Raw genomic sequence first — 22,279 nt, 5'->3', positions numbered from 1 at the left:
GCAGACAACAAAGTTCGTTGCCTGCTTTTTTATTGTTTTAGCCAATTCAAAACTGGTAATTCATATCTTTTATAATCAACATTAACTACTTCAAAAAAAGATGCCAGCCGTTTCTCATAAGCTTCCTGTTTTTTTATCATCTTCTTTAAATCAGCATAATATCGTTCATATTCTTTCCCCTTAAAACTCTCTTCAAATAAATCATAAAAATGAATTGGATATAAAAGCCTTGCATATAATAATCTCCAGCTAAAAACAGATAATGCTCGTTGTTCTTGATAATCATTAATAAACGAAATGATGTCTTTTTTATCAACGTCATCTTCTAACAGCTTATAACGAATATATTCTGCTAAGTCTCGAGTAGGATGGTCATATACAAGCTCATCTGTCCAAATAACTGGACTAGCTAAATGCTCCTTATATCTGCGGAAGGCAAAAACACCTTGATCACTTTGATGAAATCGCTTATCTGTTTCACTTTCTTGCATGTATTGAATTGCATTTTCGCTTAAACCAATAATATAAGGAAAGATATCCACTAACAATCGATAATAATTATTTTGAATCGATAAAGAGTCATGTTTAATCTTTTGCTCATAGGCTATTAATTTTTTTATCCACAAATCTTTCCACTGCCCATAGCTTGATATTTCTTGCGGTTCATAGCTATATGTAGCTGTTTGATTATGAAACTCAGCCAACAATCTACCGTGTGATTTTGCAATCTGCTCTTGGATGTTGGAAACTCGTAATACAAAATAATGGTTATTATCTTTCTCTACAAACCAGCTATTTCCCATAGTTGGAATAGGAACTGCTGTATGTTTGTAACCAAGTTCGGAAAGATAATAGGCAAGTGCTGCTTGTTCTAAATGAATCATTTCCTTGTTGTTCGCAGAAATGATAAAATAAATATAATCTTGATCTCGGAATCCTTCTCTACCATTTATCATAACCTGTTCCTTTACGTGAACATTGTAATTCACTAACAATATTTCTTTCATCATATTTCCCTCCCACACACCATTACTATAAATGTATGAGAAACTTAGCTAATTTTAACCAATAAAAGGAGAATCGGTGATAAACATGGATAAAAAAATTAAACATGATGTATTAGAGCAAAAAGCTAGAGAATTATTAGAAGAAAGAGGAGTTACCTTAAAGGATATTGCAGAACTCGTTTATTACTTACAATCCAAGTATCACGATAATTTAAGTATGGATGATTGTCTATACAATGTTGACCGTGTATTGGAAAAACGAGAAGTGCAAAATGCAATTCTTACTGGTATTCAACTAGATAAGCTTGCAGAAAAGAAAATGTTAGAGGAACCATTACAAACAACTATCGAAATTGATGAGGGATTATATGGTGTAGATGAAATAATCGCGTTCTCGATTGTAAATGTATATGGTTCAATTGGATTTACGAATTACGGTTTTATTGATAAACAAAAGCCTGGTATTCTTCAAAAGTTAAATGATAAATCAACTGGAGAATGTCATACATTTTTAGACGACATTGTTGGTGCAATTGCAGCTGCTGCTTCTAGTAGGCTAGCGCATGCTGCAGAAGATGCTAAGTAACATAGGGTGAAGGGGCTAATTGCCCTTCCACCCTATTTTTTAAACCACTTACTTAAGTTTTGAATAAAATAAGTTGGTTTAATTGGTAATGATTCATATTCTTCAAATTTTGTTACTCCAGTAAATACCATCAATGTATCCATACCAGAATTAATCCCAGCTTTTATATCTGTATTATAATTATCACCAACTAAGATAGTTTTATCTGGTTTTGTGCCTAGAACTTGAAGTGCCTCTTTCACGATAATGGTTTCAGGCTTCCCGATAAATTGTGGATCTACTCCAGTACTAACTGATACTACTGATGTAAAAGCTCCGTTTCCAGGCATTAGGCCACGTTCCGTAGGTAGAGCATTATCACTATTTGTTGAAATAAAGGTAGCTCCATTCCTTACAGCTAACGTTGCCTTCGCTAGCTTTTCATACGTAATATGGCGATCTATTCCCATGACTACTACATCGCAATCTATTTCTTCTGTAACCGTTATACCCTCTCGTTCTAATGCATCAAATAAACCTACTTCACCAATACAATAACAACGAGCACCTGGATACATTTGCTTAATATATTTTGCTGTAGCCATACTACTTGTAAATACATTTTCAGGAGTTGATTCTACTCCCAATTGATTTAACTTCACTGATATTTGATCCTGTGATTTAGAAGAATTGTTCGTGAGAAATAAATAGGGAATATTTCTTTTTTTTAGCTCTTTAATAAATTCCGGTGCTTCTTCAATCACTTCATTACCCCGATACACCGTTCCATCTAAATCAATTAAATACCCTTCATAATTATTCAATGCGAAATCTCCTTACTCTTTTGTAAATGCATTTGCTACGTCAAGTTCATTTTTTAAATACTCACGAATTCTAAAAGAAAATTGGTCCAAAACTAATTTATTTTCCGATAAAACATGATATATTTTTTCATGATCCACATGTAAATAATCCTTTACGAGCATTTTCCGAAGTTCGACAACTGCTTTATAAGCTTTACTTTCTGATTCAGGAATGACTTTTTCATCCTCTAAAATATCAATAATATCTTCATAACTACCTGGGTCACGCATGATAAACCCGTCAATCATCATATTCCCAACATCAATTATCGATTCAATTAATAATTGCATTAGTCTTTCTAATGCAAGCTTTTCTCGGTAAGACTCAAAAGGAGTTTCTTTATATTCTTCTAATAGCATTTCAATAAATTGTAATGTTTCTTCTACCTTTTTTCTATCTACAAAATACATATCAATAACCTCCAGCTTTATTCTACATAGTAATGATAGCACAAATAAATTAGATGTATTACCTTTAACATTCTGAGTAGGGATTTGTTAATAAATGGAAAATTAATATACAGTCACAACGGAAAGGATAATGACATGAAGGGGTTGAGGAAAATGGGTAAACACGATAAAAAACAATTCTCTGATTTCTCCAACGTTCGAGACCAGAAAAATTATCTAATCCCTGAGGAATTTCCAGAAGGGGCATTTGGTTCTAGTATAAATAAGAACGAGCAAGTATACAGTAAATCAACTCCATGGCAAGATGGTCAACGGAGACTTAGTGCATTTGTTTATCCTTATAAACAGTTACACGAAGATTTACCGAGACAAGTTGAAGGAGCTCATCCTATTCATGACCATCCAGATGATGTAAATCCCGAACAAGAGGAGTAATTCTTTATTCAACAAAGACAGCCTTTAAGCTGTAAATGCTTAAGGCTGTCCATTTTCAAAAGATTAATCCTTTTTCTGTAAAACGAAGTAAGCACAACCAAAGTTGCAGTATTCATATAAATAGTCATCTAATGAGCTAATTTTAGAATCCTCAGGTGCCTTCGTATTACTATCATGATAAAAGCCTCTAAGTCGTAGCTGCTCATAGCCCCAATCACCAACAATAAAATCGTATTTTTTTAATATGTCAGAATAACGATCTTCTAAGGCTTTTTGTTGAAAACCATCTTTTACATTTTCAATTAGCTCGTAATTTTTTCCAAATAGTTCGATCAAGCATACTCACCCCTCATAATTAGTTATAGTTTACCATACTTTTGGCTATATCATCTATTCTGTTTTTCATTGCATGATTTCTTATTTTTTCAACAAACTACAAGTAATGCTATTTGTAACTTATTAGGAGGAATAAGAAATGATGAGAATACTAACTATTCTAGCACTAGGGATAGTCCTAACAGCTTGTGCCCATACAGATAACTCGTCAGGTGAACGTGATCAAATGTTAGATGAACTAGATCCAAATAGAGAAAATAAAACAGAGAACACATCTAATGTGGATGATAAATTAGGATATGTAAATTATACAAAAGACCAGCTAGATATGGATACAGAGACTGATCATATGGGGGCAATAAACCGTACACAAATGGCGGATATGATTGCCAGAATCATCCTTCGAAATGAAGGGTTTAACAGAGTAGCTGCTCTAGTAACAGATGAAGAGGTACTAATTGCTTATGAACGCGACGCAGAAATGGATCAAGTAATTGCATCGGACATTGCAAGCAAATCCGCTAAATCGATAATGCCAGGTTTTTACCATGTATATGTATCAGATAATCCATCATTAATACAAGATATCCAAAGCTTGCATAATTCATCTAGTCAAAATCAAGATTATCATAATACTATTGACCAGATAATTACTGAGATGAAAAAATCACCACAAGGGAATCCAAATAATGAGGAAGATGCGGACTAACGAACAAGTTAGTCCGATTCCCTTTCAAAAAAAGAGGTGAAAAAATGAATTATAAAAGGTCCTCTCACGTTCTCCTATTACTTGTCTTTTTTTGTCTCTTGCCTATATCAGTACTCGCAGAAGAAAAGAAAGAAGAGTCGATTTATGACAAGAGGATGGCTTTGTATAAAAAAACCGAAGCACTGACAGAAATTCCTTGGTATTACATTGCAGCAGTGGACCAATATGAAAGACAAATTTACAAAGATATTAAAGACGACCAGGTTATTTCTATTCGAATCCCACCTGAATTATGGTTTGGACCAGGAAATACTTCTGTGGACATAAAAGCTATTCAAATATTTGGTGGGATTGGGAAAGATGGAAATGGGGATAAAAAAGCCGATCCTAATAACGGTGAAGATGCGTTATTAACTATGGCCTCCTTTATTCAGAAATATGGTTACAATGAAGATGACTTTAAAATTGCATTATGGAACTATTATAAAAGGGATCTAACTGTCCAAACGATAAAGAATACTGCAAGAGTGTTCAAGAAGTATAATGGTATCAATTTAACTGATCGAGATTTTCCTGTTGCGATAAAATATAATTACAGCTACCGAAATACTTGGGGTGATCGCCGAGGATTTGGCGGAAATCGGATTCATGAGGGAACTGACATTTTTGCCGACTATGGTACACCTGTCCATTCTACTACTTATGGAGTTGTTGAGCTTAAAGGTTGGAATTTATATGGTGGTTGGAGAATTGGTATTCGCGACATATTCAATATATATCATTATTATGCTCATTTAAGTGGCTATCAAGATGGAATAGAAGTTGGACAGATTGTGAAACCTGGGGATGTACTAGGTAGTGTTGGTTCAACTGGATATGGTCCACCTGGCACATCAGGAAAATTCCCACCCCACTTACATTATGGGATGTACAAAGATAATGGGTATAGTGAATGGTCCTTTGATCCATATCCTTATTTAAAAAGGTGGGAAAGGATGGCTAAAAGCAAAAAATAATGCAAGTAAAAAACTGTCCTAGAATTTTCTAGGACAGTTTCATGTTTAATTTGCTTCTTTTGCTTTTTTCACAGCCCACCAAATACTTGCTGCTAAACCTCCCCAAACAATCACAATAGATAGTATCATAAAAATAATCCAACTCATCTTATTGCGCCTCCTTCTTGAGAGATTCTTCTTCTACTGAGGACTTTTTCCATTTTGTCGTTGCTAGAATTATACCGATTACTAAGGCACCAATGGCTACTGCCCAGCCACTCCAAAGGATAAACGAATCAGCGTAGTTTCCATAGTTACCAGAATCCGTTTCAAATTGCTTAAATATGTTTTGTACCAATAAACCATACATCATATAGCCTAAAACGATTGGCGTTATAATTGACAAGCTAATTGTCCACCAAGCTCCTAATTTAATATCAGAAATCTCATTGGCATGACCCTTAAGATCTTGTAATTGTCTTAAAACCCATGCAATAAGAATAACTTCAACTAATCCAATTAATGCTACACCAAACTGATTTATAAAGTAGTCAGCAACGTCTAGGAAATTTAATCCTCCTTGTGTAGCAAATAAAAGTGAAATTAATGCTGCCAAACCTCCACCAAATGCTACTGCCTTACCACGAGAAATTTTAAATTTATCCATTAAACCAGCTACATATGTCTCTGTAATGGACATTAATGAAGTTAAACCCGCTAATACTAAGGATGCAAAGAATAAGAATCCAAACAATTCATTTAGTACAGGAAATTCATTAATAATTTGCGGGAATACGACAAATGCTAATCCGACCCCATCTGATACAACTTCACTAACAGGTACACCTAATTGACCTGCCATGTAACCTAGAACTCCAAATACTCCAATACCTGCTAAAATTTCAAAACTTGAGTTACCAAACCCAGTAATGAACGCATTATTCGTTATATCTGATTTTTTCGGTAAGTAGCTTGAATACGTAATCATAATCGCAAATGCGATTGATAAACTAAAGAAAATTTGCCCATAAGCAGCTACCCATACATCTGGATTTAAAATACTTCCAAAGTCCGGTGTAAAGAAAGCTTGTAACCCATCAATTGCTCCAGGTAGTGTAATTGCACGAATAACTATAATTAGAAAAATAACAACCAATGCTGGAATAAAAATTCGGTTTGCAATTTCAATACCTTTTTTAATACCTTTAAATAAGATTCCTAATACAACTACCCATACTAGTATAAGTGGAATTAATACTCCTGGTACAAAACTACCGACCTCACCCGCTGCTGATGTTTGTAGATAGTCACCGAATAAAAATGCTTCTGTATCTTCTCCCCAATTTAAATTAAACGAAAAAACCGAATAAGACATTGCCCAGGCAATAATAACTGAATAGTATGTAGAAATAACGAATGCAACTAATACAGCCCACCAGCCAATACCTTCTGCCTTCTTATTCATCCTTCTAAAAGATAATGGAGCAGAACCTTTGTACTTATGACCAATTGTAAATTCCATGATCAAAATTGGAATCCCTGCAGTTAAAAGAGCGAATAAGTAAGGAATTAAGAATGCTCCTCCACCATTTTCATAGGCTACAGCAGGGAAACGCCAGATATTTCCTAGCCCAACAGCAGATCCCACTGCAGCCAATATAAACCCTGCTCTTGTCCCCCATTGAGAACGTGTTTCCATGAAAAGACCTCCTCATAAAGTTTTTCCCATTACACTAAGTAATAAGTTTGGTATAAATACCCATTTTCGGTAATTTCTTTAAAATTAAATTATATTATATTTTTCAGAAATTACTGAACTTGTCTGTATTATAACGGTACTTTTTTCTTATGTCAAAGTATTTTTTATAATTTTCATTCAATAAAAAATATAGGGTCAAACCCCAGTAAACACAACGAAATGTGATACTTTCGGTTTGACCCTAACAAAATATTTTTATTGATTTTTGTTTAGCATGTGTAATAGTAATGCCACTATAATAATGATGATAACTGTTGCTAATAGACCTAATAAAGCGTTACTAGTTAATCCAATAATTAGGTACCCAATAACAGAAGAAAGCGCAACAATTAGTGCATAAGGAAGTTGTGTTATAACGTGATCAATATGATTAGCTCCTGCTCCAGTAGAAGATAGAACGGTTGTATCAGAGATTGGTGATACATGATCTCCAAATACAGCACCTGCTAGTACTGCAGCAAGTGAAGGAATAATTAATGACGGATCTGCAATCGCCATTACTTCAGCTGCAATTGGTAACATAATTCCGAACGTTCCCCAGGAAGTTCCAGTCGCTAGTGCCATAAAACCAGAAAGTACAAAGAAAATAACTGGTAATATACTAGAACTAATATTTACATTTTCAACAACCCCAGCTAAATATTCACCTGTTTGTAAAGTAGAGATAATCGTCCCAATCATCCAGGCAAGTAATAAAATATATATGGCAGGAAGCATTGCTTTAATACCTTCGATAAATACTAAACCATTTTTTGCTTCTGGGTTACGTTGTATTAGGTATAAAATTAAAGCGACTACCACTGCTGTAATACCACCAATAAACAGGGAAAAGTTTACATTTGTATTCTCAAAAATAGATAATAAAGAAACCGTATCTCCACTTGCTTTTGCACCAGTAATGAACATAGAGCTAATAGTTGTTCCTATTAATACTATAATAGGAACTATAAGGTGATAAACTCTTCCCTTTGAACTTGGTTCAAATGAATTAGTTAAGTCTCCTGGAACCGTTGTACCCTTAGGGATAACTTCACCTGTTGAAGTAGCTAAACTCTCGTGTTTTTTCATTGGTCCAATATTAAGATTAAGAAATGCAGTCAGGAAGACTAGTAACATTGCTCCAAGAGCATATAGATTGTATGGTATCATTTTTACAAATGCTTCTAATGGTTGTAATCCTGTCATTGCAACTAAACCACCGACTAATCCAATCAAGTAAGCTCCCCAACTTGATATTGGAGATATTACTGTTACAGGTGCAGAAGTTGAATCAATATAATAAGCTAGTTTAGCCCGAGAGATTCGATGTCTGTCTGTTAAAGGTCTTGCAATTTGACCAACAGCTAAGGCATTGAAGTAATCATCAATAAAAATAATAATTCCTAATATAGGAGCCATTAGCTGTGCCCTTCTACGTGTCGTGATTTTTTTTATCATCCAGTCTCCGAATGCTTTACTACCCCCAGAAGCCTGAAGAAATGCGGTCATAATGCCTAATAGCAATAGGAATCCAATCAATTGGAGATCCCCAGTATTAAGTGCCCCATCCGAAATGAAAATACCATAAAATGTATTCCATATTTCCATTAAACTGTTCCATACATTAAAATCATGAATAAATAAAGCCCCTAAAACAATCCCTACTCCTAAAGATAGGAGTACTCTTCTTGTTAATAAGACTAAAACAAGCATTAGAATTGCGGGAATAAGAGAATAAATTGTTCCTTCCATTGTTTCTACCTCCATGTTATTTATAGTTTATGCTGTAAGACCATGGAGATACGTAACAGAAAAGATTTTTCCACACAAAAAAGCAACGATAGAAAATAACCTATCATTGCTTCTGCATATACGTTATCCTCCATCTCGATCTGTAGTCCTCCATGCCCACTTCCAGCATGACAGTTTGCCTTTTATTCAAAGACACCCCAGCAAGTAATAAGTTTGACCCTTATTATGCTTCGGCAAACAAGCCTTTCATCAATAATCATAGTTGTCATCCTCCTATTGATTACTCATCTTGTTCGCACCTCTACCTCACCGATCTGATAAGGTTATATATTAAATTATGAATATACTATACTATGTTTTTACTCTTCTTGCAAGTCATCTTTCGGAACTGCAATATTTGGATCAGCACCTGTGCCACCATAAAAATCTGGTACTTCTCCCATTACGAGAACTTTATCGATCAATATTTTAGTACTGACATGCGTAACGTCAGTCGTAAATGGGATGACAATTTGAACATCAGCTTCTACTTTTACATATAGTGAGACTAAGACACTATTAATCCCGTACTGCTCTGTTTCATCTACCAATTCTGTTTCTACACTACCTACTAATTCTAGATTTACCGGTATTTTAGGTCCTAGATTTGCTAGTATGGAGTTTCCAGTTGCTTGCCCTAATGGAATTTCAATCACCGTTGGATCACGATAAACTAATTCCTCAACAGTATCTCCGTATACCTCTGGTTCTCCAAGTGGATCACTGTACTGTGGCGGTGTTCCACGATTCATACTATGAAAAAATTCCTCCACTCGATCAGTTGCTGCCCGATTAATCTTGTTTACAACAGAGTTATCCCAACCGACTATCGAGATATAACCTGCTTCCGTTTTTTCCGTTAGGGCGATATCGTCATAAGTATATTCTTCTGCAAACTTGACAGCAGAATTGATACCCCTTGTAGCAAACTCTCTTGTTTTTGTCTCGGCAATTTCTTCTATTGTCGGGGTAATTTCTTCATCAATAAACTCTAAACTAAAATAAGTAATAACAATCACTAAAATAAATGAAATCATTAAAATATATCTCGATGGAGGTGCAGTTCTTGCTCCTTTAAATCCCATTCGATGCCTTCTCATAGAAAACCCCTCCTCAGTACAATCTATGCTTGTTCCAAGAAGGGTAGGACTAAAAATTAGACTAAATTACATTTTGTAATAATTACATTCAGTTGTTTGGAAAGATCAATCGTATATGGTTCCACTTTTTGCCCTCTTTCTTTCAATATACGAACCACTGGACGATCACAAATGTGCTTATTCTGTTTCAACACAACACCTTGTCGGTTATCATTCAACTCTACCGAGATTCCATTAGGATAAACAGCGACACTATTTTTAAATGCTTCGATAATACGGATATCAAATTGGTTAACGGCACTACTATATAGGAGCTCAAGTCCTTCATGAGGAAGCATTGCCTTACGATATACTCGATTACTCGTAACCGCATCAAATACATCAGCAGCACCTATAATTTGAGCAAATAGATGTATCTCACTTCCCTTTAATCCTCTTGGGTACCCTGTCCCATTAATACGCTCATGATGTTGAAATGCACAATGAGCAATTACAGAAGAATAATGGCGATTTTTGCGTAGGTAATCATATCCTAGTGTAGTGTGTGTTTTCATCATTTCATATTCTTCATCGGTCAATTGATCTGGTTTTTGTACAATATCTGGATCAATAAAAAGCTTTCCAATATCATGTAGAATAGCACCTTTACCTAGCTCTGATAATTCTTTTGCATTCAATTTCAATTGTGCCCCTATTGCTAAAGAATAAATGGCTACATTTAATGAATGCTGGAAAATATAGTCATCTGTTAAATAAATATCCGTTAATAGAGAAATAGATTCCTCATGACTATCAATTTCTCCCATAATTCTAGAAATAATATCGCTTAGATTCCGTGTCTCGTCAGCTATTACAGAAGTATTCGCTTTCAATTTACTTTGTTGAATATTTCCAAACAGTTTCTTCATAGATGACGTAGCATCCTGCCTTAAACGTTCCGATATAGCTGGCTCGATATCTATATCCTTAGTCTCTTCATCTTCAATATAAACATATGTAATTCCTTGCTCTTCTAAACGTTCTATTAGCCTTTTTGTAAGAGGCACACCGTTATGGAGTAAAATGGTACCATTATCACGATGTATAGTTTGCCCTAGTATATCTCCTGGTTGAATGGTTGCTGTAGCGACTAATCTCATTGAAGTACTCCTAACCAGCCTTTGTAAAAAACGGCATTATTCGACAATTTTATATAATAATACTATCAAATCTATTTTTAAAAAGCTACCTGAAAGAATTCTAAATAAAAATGCCTCACGATGGAGACATTTTACTTTACGAAATTCGCTTCAGAGCTTCTTTTCCAATCATTCCAACTTCCCATCCATATTGTTCTTTGGAAGCTTGCGTTACTTTTTCAAGAGGAGCCTCTAGTAAATCTTCAATTGTTCTTACGCCTACTGCTCTTGCAGCAATTATTTGACGTTCCTTTAATTTTTCACTTAATAAATCTACATCTAATGCCCCACACATGATATAACCAATTTCATTTGTAATCATTAAAAGGTTCGTTTTGGGAAGTTCAACTTTAATGGCAGTGAACATAATACCATTTACTTCGAGAGGATTTATCGTAATCATAAACAATGTTGCCTCCTTTTGAGTGCTACTATACACTATGCAAAAGGAAGGTCATATGTCACGAAAATTGATTACGCTCCAAAGTGTTCCTTCAACGTATCAGCTAAGAAATCACGGATAAATTCTGGTAAAATATATGACTTTTTCTCAGATTTTGCAACTTCTGGTAATAATCTACCAAAGGTAAATGAGTCAGCTGTTACAACACGATAAACACGTTGAATATCTACAGGTTCATGATTCATAAGTACCTTCACTACATATTCTTGCCCATTTTGATGCACGCCTGTTTCAATTTCCACCCCAGAAAACACCATTCTCCCTAGTACTTTTCCTCTGAAACCAAAACCCTTTAATGGAAATTCCATAAACTCTTTTGTCAACGTAGCTCGAACAACTTCAATTAGTTCGGCACCAGTAAGTTCAACAATACAAGGATTAATTGGATGTGGGCAAACTCGGTGAATGTCAGCTTTAGTAATTTCACCTTTTGGAAAACCCTCTAATAATAATCCTGTATTAAACATCGCACAATCTGCATCAGTAACCTGTTTGATTTTATCTGTCAAAAGTTGCATTAATAGGGAGTGTTTATACCAATTTATTTCAATGGATTCAGCTAGTGTTATTACTTTTTCATTTAAAATAATGTCTGCTTCTGCCTGTAAACTCTCTAACCTTATTTTCGTTTCTATATCATTAGGAAAACCCGATATATCGGTAGTATAGGCTTCTTTATGAATTAATTTATGTTGTTCATGGTCCCATGTTAAAATAACCTCGCCAACATAATAACAATGCTTTCCTGCAGCAGTAAGGATGGCTTGATTTACCTCTTCACCCGTACGTAATAGATGATGAGTATGGCCACCTATAATGGCATCAATATCAGGAAACCTTCTAGCTATTTCCTGGTCCTCACTAATACCTAAGTGAGACAACAATACAACGACATCCGTTTTATCATTAAGCTCTTGCATTACATTCTTTAATACTTCATACTGGTCAGCTACATGCCAACCTAACAACTCATAATAATCATTGAACGGTGCAGTAAGACCTATTACGCCTATTCTCACCCCATGAATTGTTTTGATTTCAACCGATGGATATAGCCATTTAGGCAATTGATTATAAAGGCTCTGTAAATTTGCGCAAACCACTTGAAAATCTGCCTCGTCATAAAGTTGAAACAGATCATCATGTGAGAAAGTAATCCCTTCATTATTCCCTATCGTTACCAAGTCATAGCCAAGCTCATTTAATAACGAAACATTTCCCTTTCCCTTTAATGCTTCAGAAATCGGGTGCACGCGGTCTACATGATCTCCAATATCAACCAACCAGTAGGATTCATTTGCATTTTCGCGCTTTCGTCTTGCTTCTTTCATAAATGTAGCTACCTTTGGCCACTGTTCAAAATTACTATGTAAGTCATTTGTATAATAGAAATATATTTTTTCTTGCACTTATAAAACTCCTTAACTTGTTAACCCATTTATAATCATTCGTAATCCGATAAGCACTAACGTTATTCTTAATATCCACTCTAATGTATTACTTTTCAATAACTGACTTGTTTTTGCACCAAGCTTTCCACCAATCCAGGCTCCAGGTATAAAGAATAGAACATACTCCCATTCAATGTGCCCAAGTGCGATATGAGTTGATGCTCCGATAATACTAACAAAAAAGATCATAAACATCGATGTTGCAGTTGCGATATGTACTGGAAATCCAAATAGTAAAATCATGGCTGGCACCATTATAGAGCCACCACCGATTCCAAATAGTCCGGACAATGTTCCTACAATAATGGATAGGGAACATGCAAACCAAGTAGAAAAGGAATATTGATAAATCTCTCCATCAATGTGAAATGTTCTAAGATTTTCCCCATCTAATTGCCTATTATTATCTGGCCGTTGTTTTAGGAAAAATAAAATGGAGATTCCAATAATTAAGATTCCAAAATAAAGTAAAAAAGCATCTGTCTCCATAAATTGATTTAACCAAGAACCAAATACACTCCCCGGTATACTTCCAATTAGAAAGAGTAACCCAGTCTTATAATCCACTCTACCTTTCTTGAGATAAGTTAAGGTCGATGCTAACGAAGTAAAAATCATCGTTATTAATGATATGCCGACAATTGCTTGTGGTGTGGCCCATTCAAATCCTGGTACAAATTGATAGAATAGAATAAGGATTGGTATTAATATCACACCTCCACCAAGCCCAACTAAGCTACCAACAAAAGCAGTTAATATCCCAATAAGTATACAAAATATAAATAGCAAGTTAAAACCCTCTGTCTATTTTCATTTTCTAATGTCCATTTTAGCATTGTTTTGTAAAGATTCCTATAAAGCTATTTTAGGAAATCTTTACTAAATGGTGAAGTTTAAATGAAGCTGTATTTTAGATAACTTCGTCAGTTATGCTTGTTTTCTACTTATGAACAATATTAAATCTTCATAAGCAAAAAAACTCCAGTACAAATTATCTTGTACTGGAGTTTGATGAAAAGATTATCCGATTGAACCTTCCATTTCAAACTTGATAAGACGGTTCATCTCTACTGCATATTCCATTGGAAGCTCTTTAGTAAATGGTTCGATGAAGCCCATAACGATCATTTCGGTAGCTTCCTCTTCAGTAAGACCTCTACTCATTAGGTAGAATAGTTGCTCTTCAGATACTTTAGAAACCTTTGCTTCGTGTTCTAATGAGATATTGTCATTTAGAATCTCATTGTACGGAATAGTATCAGATGTTGACTCGTTATCGAGGATAAGTGTGTCACACTCGATATTGGCACGTGCACCATCTGCTTTACGTCCGAAGTGTACGATTCCACGGTAAGATACTTTACCACCTTGTTTCGAGAATGACTTCGACACAATTGTAGAAGACGTGTTTGGTGCTAAGTGATGCATTTTCGCACCAGCATCTTGCACTTGACCTTTACCTGCAATAGCGATAGAAATCGTGTTACCACGAGCTCCTTCACCTTTTAGGAGAATTGCAGGATATTTCATGGTTAATTTAGAACCGATGTTACCATCAATCCATTCCATTGTAGCATTCGCGTCACATACGGCACGCTTTGTTACTAGGTTATATACGTTATTTGCCCAGTTTTGAATAGTAGTGTAACGACAATATGCATCTTTCTTAACAATAATTTCTACAACCGCACTGTGAAGTGAGTTAGTAGTATAAACTGGTGCAGTACATCCTTCTACATAGTGTACAGATGCACCTTCGTCAACGATAATTAATGTTCTTTCAAACTGTCCCATATTCTCAGAGTTAATACGGAAATAAGCTTGAAGAGGTGTATTAGTTTTCACACCTTTTGGAACATAGATGAATGATCCACCAGACCACACTGCAGAGTTTAATGCAGAAAATTTATTATCAGAATATGGAATTACTGTACCGAAATATTCTTTGAATAGCTCTTCATTTTCTTTAAGAGCAGTATCCGTATCTTTAAATACGATTCCAAGTTCCTCTAGATCTTCTTTTAAGCTATGGTATACAACTTCTGATTCATACTGTGCAGAAACCCCTGCCAAGTATTTTTGCTCTGCTTCTGGAATACCTAGACGGTCAAATGTTTGCTTGATTTCTGCAGGAACTTCATCCCAAGTTCTTCCTTGTTTTTCAGAAGGCTTAACATAGTAAACAATCTCATCGAAATCAAGTCCAGATAAATCTCCACCCCATTGTGGCATTGGACGCTCATAGAAATGCTCTAATGCTTTTAGGCGGTAATCTAGCATCCACTGAGGTTCTTCTTTCATTTTAGAAATTTCTTCCACGACTCTTCGTGTTAAACCACGTTCTGTACGGAAAATAGAAACGTCTTTATCACGAAAGCCATATTTATACTCTTCTATTTCAGGCGCTTTCTTAGCCATTGTATACCCTCCTTATAGTATCGTACTCAACTACTATTTCTCATTAACTCCCTTTTCCATTGCTTTCCAAGCTAAGGTCGCACATTTAATTCGGGCTGGGAATTGTGATACACCACTTAGTGCTTGTGCATCTCCTAAATCTAAATCCGAATCAAATTCTTCCCCAAGCATCATCTCAGAAAAGAGCTTAGACATTTGTAATGCATCGGAAACTTTCTTTCCTTTTATTGCTTGAGTCATCATAGAGGCAGATGACATGCTGATAGAACATCCTTCTCCTTGAAACTTCGCATCTTGGACGATCCCATCTTCTACTTGTAATTGAAGTTGAATTCGATCTCCGCAAGTAGGATTATTCATATCCACTGTAAGTGCGTCACCTTCAAGTTCGCCACGATTTCGAGGATTTTTATAGTGATCCATGATGACTTGTCTGTAAAGTGTTTCCAAGTTATTAAAAGACATGACCGAAAAACTCCTTCGTCTTCAAGAGTCCGTCTACTAATTTTTCTACATCGTCTTCCGTATTATATAAGTAGAAACTAGCTCTTGCAGTAGCTGTAACATTTAACCATTTCATTAATGGCTGTGCACAATGATGACCAGCACGAACTGCAATACCAAAGGAATCTAAAGCGGTAGCGACATCATGTGGATGAACATCTCCTAGATTAAATGTTACAAGAGCAGCTCTATGTTCTGGTCCATATATTTTAATGCCTTCAACAGTACGTAAACGGTCCATCACATAGTCTGCTAATTTTTGTTCATGTTCTAGAATGTTATCCATTCCAACTTCTTCTAAGAAGTCTATCGCAGCAGCTAGACCAATTGCACCACCAATTATAGGTGTACCACCTTCGAATTTCCATGGTAGCTCTTTCCATGTTGAATCTTGTAAATCAACAAAATCGATCATTTCGCCACCAAATTCAACCGGCTCCATATTTTCGAGTAATTCCCTTTTCCCGTAAAGAACACCGATACCTGTTGGAGCAAGCATCTTATGTCCAGAAAAAGCATAAAAGTCACAGTCTAGGTCTTGTACATCAACCTTCATATGAGGAACACCTTGTGCTCCATCTACAAGAAGTATAGCACCTTTGCTATGGGCAATTTTTGCTATTTCTTTCACTGGGTTTATTGTTCCCAATACGTTTGAAACATGTGCAATCGCTACAATCTTTGTATTATCAGTAACTAGCTTCTTGTAATCCTCGAGATTTACTGTCCCATCCTCTTGTAGGGGTACATATTTTAATGTTGCACCAGTAGCTTTTGCTGCCTGTTGCCAAGGAATAATATTACTATGATGCTCCATTGGTGTAATTAAAATTTCATTACCTGGCTTTAAATTTGCTCGTGCGTAGCTTAATGCAACTGAATTAATTCCTGTTGTTGTACCACGATTAAAGATAATTTCTCCTGTACTTTTAGCATTAATGAATCTGCGAACCTTTTCACGTGCACCTTCATATTGATCAGTAGCACGTGAACCAAGTGTATGAACACCCCGATGAACGTTAGCATTATCAAAACGATAGTAGTTCTCTACAGCTTCAATTACGGAAATTGGCTTTTGAGATGTCGCAGAAGAATCCAAATAAACTAACGGATGACCATTGACTTCCTGATCAAGAATCGGAAACATTTGCCTGATGGCTTTTACATCCATTAGTTAACTTTCCTTTCAATTACTTGTTTCAATTGCTTCTGAACCGCTTCAATTGGTAACTGAGAAACCACTGGATCAAGGAATCCATGAATGATTAAACGCTCTGCCTCTTCTTGCGTAATACCACGACTCATTAGGTAATAAAGTTGCATTGGATCAACACGCCCTACAGAAGCTGCGTGACCCGCAGTTACATCATCTTCATCAATAAGTAAGATAGGATTAGCATCTCCACGAGCTTTCTCACTTAACATGAGTACACGTGAGGTTTGCTCGTTATTAGCACCAGATGCACCATGCTCAATTTTACCAATTGCATTAAAGATAGAAGTTGCACTTTCTTTCATTACACCACGTTGTAAAATTTGTGCATCAGAATTTTTGCCCCACTGTGCTATTTTTGCAGTAAAGTTTTGAATTTGTTTACCGCGTCCAACTGTTACTGCATTGGCATTAGAAACCGAACCATCTCCAATTAAATGAGTAACATTTTCTGAAACTGTATTTCCATCGTTCATTTGACCAAGAGCCCAGTCAATTGTAGCGTGACGGTATGCAACACCACGACGGTTTATATAGGTAGTCGTACCAGCAGCAAAGTTATCAACAGCACCGAACGAAATTTTTGCATTATCTTGTGCAATTACTTCGGTAACAATATTAGCAACTGTTGTTTCCTCTTTATTGTTTGAAATATAGTTTTCCACATAAGTTAGTTCACTATTTTCATCAGCTACTACTAATACATGGTTCACTAAAGCTACTTCTGGATCTTCTTGCCAAAATACCACTTGAAGTGGTTGTTCAATTTGTACGTTCTTTGGAACATAGACAAAAATTCCACCGTTCATTAAAGCTGCATGTAAAGCTGTAAGCTTATGTTCATCAACTGAAACAGCATCTTTCATATAGTAACGTTTTACTAAATCTTCATGTTCTTTCAACGCTGTAAAAATATCAGTAAAAATAACACCTTTATTAGCTAATTCTTCGTTTAATTTAGCAAATGCTACAGTATGGTTACGTTGAATTACAAGATTTTCTGGTAAATCTTCTACATCAAAGAAATCTTGAATTTCGGTAGGTAAATCTGTTAAAGATGAAATTGTTTCTCCTGTAGCGACATGCTTAAATCGAGTAAAATTCCAATTACCAATCTTAGTCTTATCAGGTTTTGGTAATTCTAAAGATTCAGCTTGTTCTAGCGCAGTCAGACGTAATTCTTTCATCCATGTAGGCTCATTACGTTCGCTAGAATACTGTTCAATATAACTTCTATCATAAGGTAGCTTTGTGTCTACAGTCATATTACCCCTCCTAACTATTAAGCGTTTTGCCCAACTGTTTCGTCTTCGATACCTAATTCCTCTTTAATCCAGTCATATCCTTCTGCTTCTAAGCGATGAGCTAATTCAGGACCACCAGATTTCACAACGCGACCTTGCATCATAACGTGTACAAAGTCTGGAGTAATATAATTTAATAGACGTTGGTAGTGTGTAATGATTAAGCAACCGAAGTTTTCGCCGCGCATTTTGTTTATACCTTTTGAAACTACTTTTAATGCATCGATGTCTAACCCAGAGTCAATCTCATCTAGAATTGCAATATCAGGCTTAATTTGCATTAATTGTAGAATTTCATTACGCTTCTTTTCTCCACCAGAGAAGCCTTCGTTTAAATATCTAGTTGCCATGCTTTGATCGATTTCTAGGAAATCTAAATCTTTATCTAAATCTTTAATGAACTTCATTAGAGGAATTTCATCGCCTTCCTCACGACGAGCGTTAATTGCAGAACGTAAAAAATCAGAAGTTGTTACACCGCTAATTTCACTAGGATATTGCATAGCTAAGAATAGACCAGCACGTGCACGCTCATCTACTTCCATTTCTAGTACGTCTTCTCCATTTAATAGAACTTCTCCTTCAGTAATTTCATACTTTGGATGTCCCATAATTGCAGAAGCTAATGTTGATTTACCTGTTCCGTTTGGACCCATGATTGCATGGAATTCGCCGCCCTTAATTGTTAAATCAACGCCTTTTAATATTTCTTTACCTTCAATCGAAACATGAAGATTTTTAATTTCTAATGTAGATCCTGCCATATCGATACCTCCATATATTGTTATCTTATTTGGATATGTTAAATAATGATATCCATTCTCAATTTATTCTCATTACAATCTTATAGCATTTCGAATTGATTATCAACTTTTTTAGGTTGTTTAAATTTGTCCATTTTATAATCGTTTTAATTATAATTTATAGTGATTCACTTAGTCTTCTGGCCATACCTGTGGCCCGAATACACTTCGCTTTCACTTCACAGCACAAGTGCAACATCTGCTCGTAAGAACCTCGCTGTGTCTTCTTTGCCACGGCCTGCTGGTGAGCCAGGCTACTACTTGAAAATACTTCTTTGTAGCCTCACCCCGTGGAAGCCTACTGCGTAGCGATTCTTGCAGACACTGGAGCATCACTGGGGTCTCACCGATGCCATTCCTCCCACCGGAGTCTACGTGTATTCGGCCACTCAGAATTAAACCCATTAATATATCCTCTAAAATAACGTACTTAACTAAAAAACTGAGGATACTCATTTGAATATCCTCAGTTTTTTTATTCATTATTTTAAATTAGTATTATCAATTTCGGCTATCATTTGTTTGCATTGGTGGTATTCTTGTTGTCTTTTCTTTTCTACTTCGAGTCGTTTGTCTAAGTTACGGCAGTATTCGGCGTATCCTATGTGGTGTGATGTTTGCATCGCTTTTTCCATTTCGGAAGTGTAATTCATCTTTATTCCACTATTAATAGCGAATCATCCTTTCGTTTTATTAACAATTCTAATGTTACAAGAAACTTGAAAGGACACCAAACTCGAAATGATTCCGTTAGATCATTTCTAACCACAAATATACTCTCTTATTAAATATAAATATCCTTTACATAAACATTTGGATAATTCCTCGCATATACTAACAATTGCTTAATTTTAATCAAATCCACAATGTTAACTGGTAGTTGCTCCCGCGGGAAGCTAGGTATATTAAAAGCTTTCTTATTCATCCTTTATCATTACCTTATGATTCAATTCAAAATACACATCCATAATTCGTTCACCAATTTTAGCACTAACATGTTCTCCCTTTCCCGTATGTGGTACAACTATAGCAAGTGCTACTTCTGGATTCTCCATTGGTGCATAGCTAATTAAGGTTAAGTTTTCTGTATAATCTCCATCAGACACATTCTCTGCAGTACCTGTCTTTCCAACCGGATTATACGTCTTATCATGAAACTCTGAGAAGGCTGTTCCACGCGGTTCTTGAAATACTCGACGAAATCCTTCTTGAACACGTTCAATATTTGTTTGGTCCATTTCAATTCGATTCAGTGCCTTAGTATTAATAGTCTGAAATATAGACCCAATTTTTTCTTCTGAACTAGTCGGATTCCGAACTTCTTTTAGAAAGTGGGGCTTAACACGTAATCCATCATTGGCAATTGTGGAAACATACTGTGCAAGCTGCATTGTTGTATAGGTATCATATTGTCCAATTGCGTAATCCATAAGATTTCCTGCTACTGGATCCGTTCCCTTATAGCCAATTGCCTCATTCGGGAAATCAATTCCTGTCTCGACACCTAGTCCAAATTGATAAAAGTAATTACGCATCTCTTGAAATGCATCAAAATTAAAAGTAACTGGCTTGTTATATTGATAGTTATATTCTCCACCCATCCGTAATGCAATATAAAACATATATATATTAGAAGATTCCTTCAGTGCATCTATGTCATTTAACCAACCTAGGGTGCTATCCGTATAGGAGCTTTTTTCCGGGGTCCCTTTAATTTTCATTGGTGTATCATAAAACATGTCACCTTGTGTAATTACACCTGATTGTAGACCTGCTAACACAGTTGCTCCTTTTATTGCTGAGCCTGGAATATGTTGATCATAGATAGTTTTGTATGCCACATTCTGAAACGTATCCTTTTCTCTATTATAGCGCTGACCGGAAACAGCTAATAATTCTCCTGTTTTAGGTTGTATGACAACTGCTAATGCCTCATCAATATGCCTATTTTCATGCGGATGTTTTTTAATAATTCTTCTTAATTCTTCTTGTATAATCCTATCCACATTCTGCTGTAATTCGATATCAATGGTTAGGATTAAATCTTTGCCACGTTGCCCTTCTACGAGTATCTCTGTCTCAATAACATTACCTTGTCTATCTGTTTTATATTGAATTTGTTGTTTTCTTCCTCGTAAAACAGATTCATACTGTTGTTCTAATCCGCTTTTCCCTATCCGATCATTGAGACTATACCCAAGTGATAAATAATAATCCTCTTTATCAGCTGGTATACCTTCTTGATAGGATGTAACGGTTCCGAGTATGCTCTTCATTGTAGAATTGAACGGATATGTGCGATTCCAATCTATCTCAACATTAACACCTGGAAGCATCGCTAAGTTTTCAGCTACCTTCGCATATTCTTCCATTGTTACACCTTCATTTTTGATGACTTGACGGGTTAATTCCATTGCTTTGTCTAATTCTTTTTTGATTTTAATAATTTCCTTCTCTTTTATCGTGAAATTACTTATTTCTTCCTCAGTAATCAATTCCAATGTGGCATTATATTGCTCTGCATCGTCCAAATTAATCCGCTTATTTACAGATAATCTATTGTTCGCTTCTTGTTTATTTAAGAGATACCAATACTCTCTTAAGTCCCGATTTGTCAGCTCTTTATCAAAATACGTTTCCGGATCCGCTCCTTTTGGAACCATATTTATTAATTCCGATAATCTTTTTGCGACTAGTAATCTTTCCTCAGCTATCGTACCTTTGGATGGTGTGTAGGTAATTACCTTAACTGGTTGGTTATCTACCATTACTCGAAATTTCCTATCATATATTTTACCTCTAGGAGTTTGCACCTTTATAGTTTCCAGATTGGTTCGGTCTATATCAGCTTGAAATTTCTCTCCATGTAAAATTTGAATAACGCCTAATTGGATAATTAATACGGAAAATAGGATAAATATAATAAGATAAAGGATATTAAGGCGAGTTAGTAGTACAGTTTGTTTTTTCTTTTCCATTCCCAAATCTTCCCTTA

The 22,279-nt window shown here is 35.6% G+C and carries 23 protein-coding genes and 1 riboswitch; of the genes, 4 read left to right on the top strand and 19 right to left on the bottom strand.

Annotated features, from left to right (window positions below; all coding sequences use genetic code 11):
• Positions 1-29: 29 nt before the first annotated feature.
• Entirely contained in the window at positions 30-1,007 is a 978-nt protein-coding gene (locus AB1K81_RS14275) for a protein kinase family protein (RefSeq protein ID WP_412977324.1), read from the bottom strand.
• Between the two features lie 85 nt (positions 1,008-1,092).
• Between AB1K81_RS14275 and AB1K81_RS14270 the strand changes: the two genes are divergently transcribed.
• On the top strand, positions 1,093-1,593 hold the full coding sequence (locus AB1K81_RS14270; RefSeq protein WP_412977323.1) for a phosphatidylglycerophosphatase A family protein: 501 nt from the start codon (positions 1,093-1,095) through the stop codon (positions 1,591-1,593).
• Between the two features lie 32 nt (positions 1,594-1,625).
• Here the strand turns inward: AB1K81_RS14270 and AB1K81_RS14265 are convergent, their stop codons facing one another.
• Both AB1K81_RS14265 and hepT read right to left on the bottom strand, forming a co-directional pair.
• On the bottom strand, positions 1,626-2,396 hold the full coding sequence (locus AB1K81_RS14265; protein ID WP_412977322.1) for a TIGR01457 family HAD-type hydrolase: 771 nt from the start codon (positions 2,394-2,396) through the stop codon (positions 1,626-1,628).
• A gap of 12 nt (positions 2,397-2,408) precedes the next feature.
• Entirely contained in the window at positions 2,409-2,846 is a 438-nt protein-coding gene (hepT, locus tag AB1K81_RS14260) for a type VII toxin-antitoxin system HepT family RNase toxin (RefSeq protein WP_412977321.1), read from the bottom strand.
• A 153-nt stretch (positions 2,847-2,999) separates the two neighbouring features.
• On the opposite strand from hepT, the gene AB1K81_RS14255 reads away from it, so the two are divergent.
• Positions 3,000-3,281, top strand: coding sequence for a hypothetical protein (locus AB1K81_RS14255; protein WP_412977320.1), 282 nt, complete (start codon positions 3,000-3,002; stop codon positions 3,279-3,281).
• A 63-nt stretch (positions 3,282-3,344) separates the two neighbouring features.
• On the opposite strand, the gene AB1K81_RS14250 is transcribed toward AB1K81_RS14255, so the two are convergent.
• Entirely contained in the window at positions 3,345-3,617 is a 273-nt protein-coding gene (locus AB1K81_RS14250; protein ID WP_412977319.1) for a YutD family protein, read from the bottom strand.
• A 139-nt stretch (positions 3,618-3,756) separates the two neighbouring features.
• On the opposite strand from AB1K81_RS14250, the gene AB1K81_RS14245 reads away from it, so the two are divergent.
• A complete protein-coding gene (locus AB1K81_RS14245; RefSeq protein WP_412977318.1) occupies positions 3,757-4,326 on the top strand; it encodes a YhcN/YlaJ family sporulation lipoprotein in 570 nt (189 codons plus the stop codon).
• Between the two features lie 44 nt (positions 4,327-4,370).
• Positions 4,371-5,342 carry a M23 family metallopeptidase gene (locus AB1K81_RS14240; RefSeq protein ID WP_412977317.1) on the top strand — a complete coding sequence of 324 codons (972 nt, stop codon included), beginning with the start codon at positions 4,371-4,373 and terminating at the stop codon, positions 5,340-5,342.
• Between the two features lie 45 nt (positions 5,343-5,387).
• Here AB1K81_RS14240 and AB1K81_RS14235 read toward each other — a convergent pair whose 3' ends face one another.
• From AB1K81_RS14235 to AB1K81_RS14165, 15 genes are all read right to left on the bottom strand, one after another.
• Positions 5,388-5,489, bottom strand: coding sequence for a MetS family NSS transporter small subunit (locus tag AB1K81_RS14235; protein ID WP_412977316.1), 102 nt, complete (start codon positions 5,487-5,489; stop codon positions 5,388-5,390).
• A 1-nt stretch (position 5,490) separates the two neighbouring features.
• Positions 5,491-7,020, bottom strand: coding sequence for a sodium-dependent transporter (locus AB1K81_RS14230; protein ID WP_412977315.1), 1,530 nt, complete (start codon positions 7,018-7,020; stop codon positions 5,491-5,493).
• A 255-nt stretch (positions 7,021-7,275) separates the two neighbouring features.
• Positions 7,276-8,811, bottom strand: a complete 1,536-nt coding sequence (locus tag AB1K81_RS14225; protein ID WP_412977314.1) for a Na+/H+ antiporter NhaC family protein — start codon at positions 8,809-8,811, stop codon at positions 7,276-7,278.
• Between the two features lie 135 nt (positions 8,812-8,946).
• Positions 8,947-9,123: riboswitch (Lysine riboswitch) on the bottom strand.
• Between the two features lie 47 nt (positions 9,124-9,170).
• Positions 9,171-9,950 carry a sporulation protein YunB gene (gene yunB, locus AB1K81_RS14220; protein WP_412977313.1) on the bottom strand — a complete coding sequence of 260 codons (780 nt, stop codon included), beginning with the start codon at positions 9,948-9,950 and terminating at the stop codon, positions 9,171-9,173.
• Between the two features lie 56 nt (positions 9,951-10,006).
• Positions 10,007-11,089, bottom strand: coding sequence for an HD-GYP domain-containing protein (locus AB1K81_RS14215; protein ID WP_412977312.1), 1,083 nt, complete (start codon positions 11,087-11,089; stop codon positions 10,007-10,009).
• Positions 11,090-11,225: 136 nt separating this feature from the next.
• Positions 11,226-11,531, bottom strand: coding sequence for a YunC family protein (locus AB1K81_RS14210; protein ID WP_412977311.1), 306 nt, complete (start codon positions 11,529-11,531; stop codon positions 11,226-11,228).
• Between the two features lie 71 nt (positions 11,532-11,602).
• Complete coding sequence (locus AB1K81_RS14205) at positions 11,603-13,000, bottom strand: bifunctional metallophosphatase/5'-nucleotidase (RefSeq protein WP_412977310.1); 1,398 nt, start codon at positions 12,998-13,000, stop codon at positions 11,603-11,605.
• A 12-nt stretch (positions 13,001-13,012) separates the two neighbouring features.
• Positions 13,013-13,831: a sulfite exporter TauE/SafE family protein gene (locus AB1K81_RS14200; RefSeq protein WP_412977309.1), complete on the bottom strand. Its 819-nt coding sequence runs from the start codon at positions 13,829-13,831 to the stop codon at positions 13,013-13,015.
• A 231-nt stretch (positions 13,832-14,062) separates the two neighbouring features.
• Entirely contained in the window at positions 14,063-15,460 is a 1,398-nt protein-coding gene (gene sufB / locus AB1K81_RS14195) for a Fe-S cluster assembly protein SufB (RefSeq protein WP_412977308.1), read from the bottom strand.
• 33 nt (positions 15,461-15,493) lie between these two features.
• Entirely contained in the window at positions 15,494-15,925 is a 432-nt protein-coding gene (gene sufU / locus AB1K81_RS14190) for a Fe-S cluster assembly sulfur transfer protein SufU (RefSeq protein ID WP_412977307.1), read from the bottom strand.
• Positions 15,915-17,135 carry a cysteine desulfurase gene (locus tag AB1K81_RS14185; RefSeq protein ID WP_412977306.1) on the bottom strand — a complete coding sequence of 407 codons (1,221 nt, stop codon included), beginning with the start codon at positions 17,133-17,135 and terminating at the stop codon, positions 15,915-15,917. The genes sufU and AB1K81_RS14185 overlap by 11 nt, the downstream gene beginning before the upstream one ends.
• Positions 17,135-18,442 carry a Fe-S cluster assembly protein SufD gene (gene sufD, locus AB1K81_RS14180; protein WP_412977305.1) on the bottom strand — a complete coding sequence of 436 codons (1,308 nt, stop codon included), beginning with the start codon at positions 18,440-18,442 and terminating at the stop codon, positions 17,135-17,137. Before sufD ends, AB1K81_RS14185 begins: the two co-directional genes overlap by 1 nt.
• Before the next feature lie 17 nt (positions 18,443-18,459).
• The gene (gene sufC, locus AB1K81_RS14175; RefSeq protein ID WP_412977304.1) at positions 18,460-19,245 is read right to left on the bottom strand and encodes a Fe-S cluster assembly ATPase SufC; all 786 of its coding nucleotides are present in this window, start codon (positions 19,243-19,245) and stop codon (positions 18,460-18,462) included.
• Between the two features lie 521 nt (positions 19,246-19,766).
• A complete protein-coding gene (locus tag AB1K81_RS14170) occupies positions 19,767-19,937 on the bottom strand; it encodes a YuzK family famiily protein (RefSeq protein ID WP_412977303.1) in 171 nt (56 codons plus the stop codon).
• A gap of 264 nt (positions 19,938-20,201) precedes the next feature.
• A complete protein-coding gene (locus tag AB1K81_RS14165; protein ID WP_412977302.1) occupies positions 20,202-22,262 on the bottom strand; it encodes a peptidoglycan D,D-transpeptidase FtsI family protein in 2,061 nt (686 codons plus the stop codon).
• Positions 22,263-22,279 lie beyond the last annotated feature (17 nt).

Origin of the sequence: Ornithinibacillus jepli (genome assembly GCF_047228935.1) — a bacterium.
In the GTDB taxonomy this organism is placed as follows: Bacteria; Bacillota; Bacilli; order Bacillales; family Amphibacillaceae; genus Ornithinibacillus.
The sequence above is the reverse complement of the archived record's forward strand: the minus strand, read 5'-3'. Positions and strand labels throughout refer to the sequence as shown.

Excerpts from the sequence above, each read along its gene's own strand:
- yunB (WP_412977313.1), bottom strand. The coding sequence starts at position 9,950 with ATGAGAAGGCATCGAATGGGATTTAAAGGAGCAAGAACTGCACCTCCA.
- AB1K81_RS14255 (WP_412977320.1), top strand. The coding sequence starts at position 3,000 with ATGGGTAAACACGATAAAAAACAATTCTCTGATTTCTCCAACGTTCGA.
- sufC (WP_412977304.1), bottom strand. The coding sequence starts at position 19,245 with ATGGCAGGATCTACATTAGAAATTAAAAATCTTCATGTTTCGATTGAA.
- sufB (WP_412977308.1), bottom strand. The coding sequence starts at position 15,460 with ATGGCTAAGAAAGCGCCTGAAATAGAAGAGTATAAATATGGCTTTCGT.
- AB1K81_RS14215 (WP_412977312.1), bottom strand. The coding sequence starts at position 11,089 with ATGAGATTAGTCGCTACAGCAACCATTCAACCAGGAGATATACTAGGG.
- AB1K81_RS14235 (WP_412977316.1), bottom strand. The coding sequence starts at position 5,489 with ATGAGTTGGATTATTTTTATGATACTATCTATTGTGATTGTTTGGGGA.
- sufU (WP_412977307.1), bottom strand. The coding sequence starts at position 15,925 with ATGTCTTTTAATAACTTGGAAACACTTTACAGACAAGTCATCATGGAT.
- AB1K81_RS14225 (WP_412977314.1), bottom strand. The coding sequence starts at position 8,811 with ATGGAAGGAACAATTTATTCTCTTATTCCCGCAATTCTAATGCTTGTT.
- AB1K81_RS14230 (WP_412977315.1), bottom strand. The coding sequence starts at position 7,020 with ATGGAAACACGTTCTCAATGGGGGACAAGAGCAGGGTTTATATTGGCT.
- AB1K81_RS14245 (WP_412977318.1), top strand. The coding sequence starts at position 3,757 with ATGATGAGAATACTAACTATTCTAGCACTAGGGATAGTCCTAACAGCT.
- AB1K81_RS14170 (WP_412977303.1), bottom strand. The coding sequence starts at position 19,937 with ATGAATTACACTTCCGAAATGGAAAAAGCGATGCAAACATCACACCAC.
- sufD (WP_412977305.1), bottom strand. The coding sequence starts at position 18,442 with ATGACTGTAGACACAAAGCTACCTTATGATAGAAGTTATATTGAACAG.
- AB1K81_RS14270 (WP_412977323.1), top strand. The coding sequence starts at position 1,093 with ATGGATAAAAAAATTAAACATGATGTATTAGAGCAAAAAGCTAGAGAA.
- AB1K81_RS14275 (WP_412977324.1), bottom strand. The coding sequence starts at position 1,007 with ATGAAAGAAATATTGTTAGTGAATTACAATGTTCACGTAAAGGAACAG.
- AB1K81_RS14210 (WP_412977311.1), bottom strand. The coding sequence starts at position 11,531 with ATGATTACGATAAATCCTCTCGAAGTAAATGGTATTATGTTCACTGCC.
- hepT (WP_412977321.1), bottom strand. The coding sequence starts at position 2,846 with ATGTATTTTGTAGATAGAAAAAAGGTAGAAGAAACATTACAATTTATT.
- AB1K81_RS14165 (WP_412977302.1), bottom strand. The coding sequence starts at position 22,262 with ATGGAAAAGAAAAAACAAACTGTACTACTAACTCGCCTTAATATCCTT.
- AB1K81_RS14185 (WP_412977306.1), bottom strand. The coding sequence starts at position 17,135 with ATGGATGTAAAAGCCATCAGGCAAATGTTTCCGATTCTTGATCAGGAA.
- AB1K81_RS14240 (WP_412977317.1), top strand. The coding sequence starts at position 4,371 with ATGAATTATAAAAGGTCCTCTCACGTTCTCCTATTACTTGTCTTTTTT.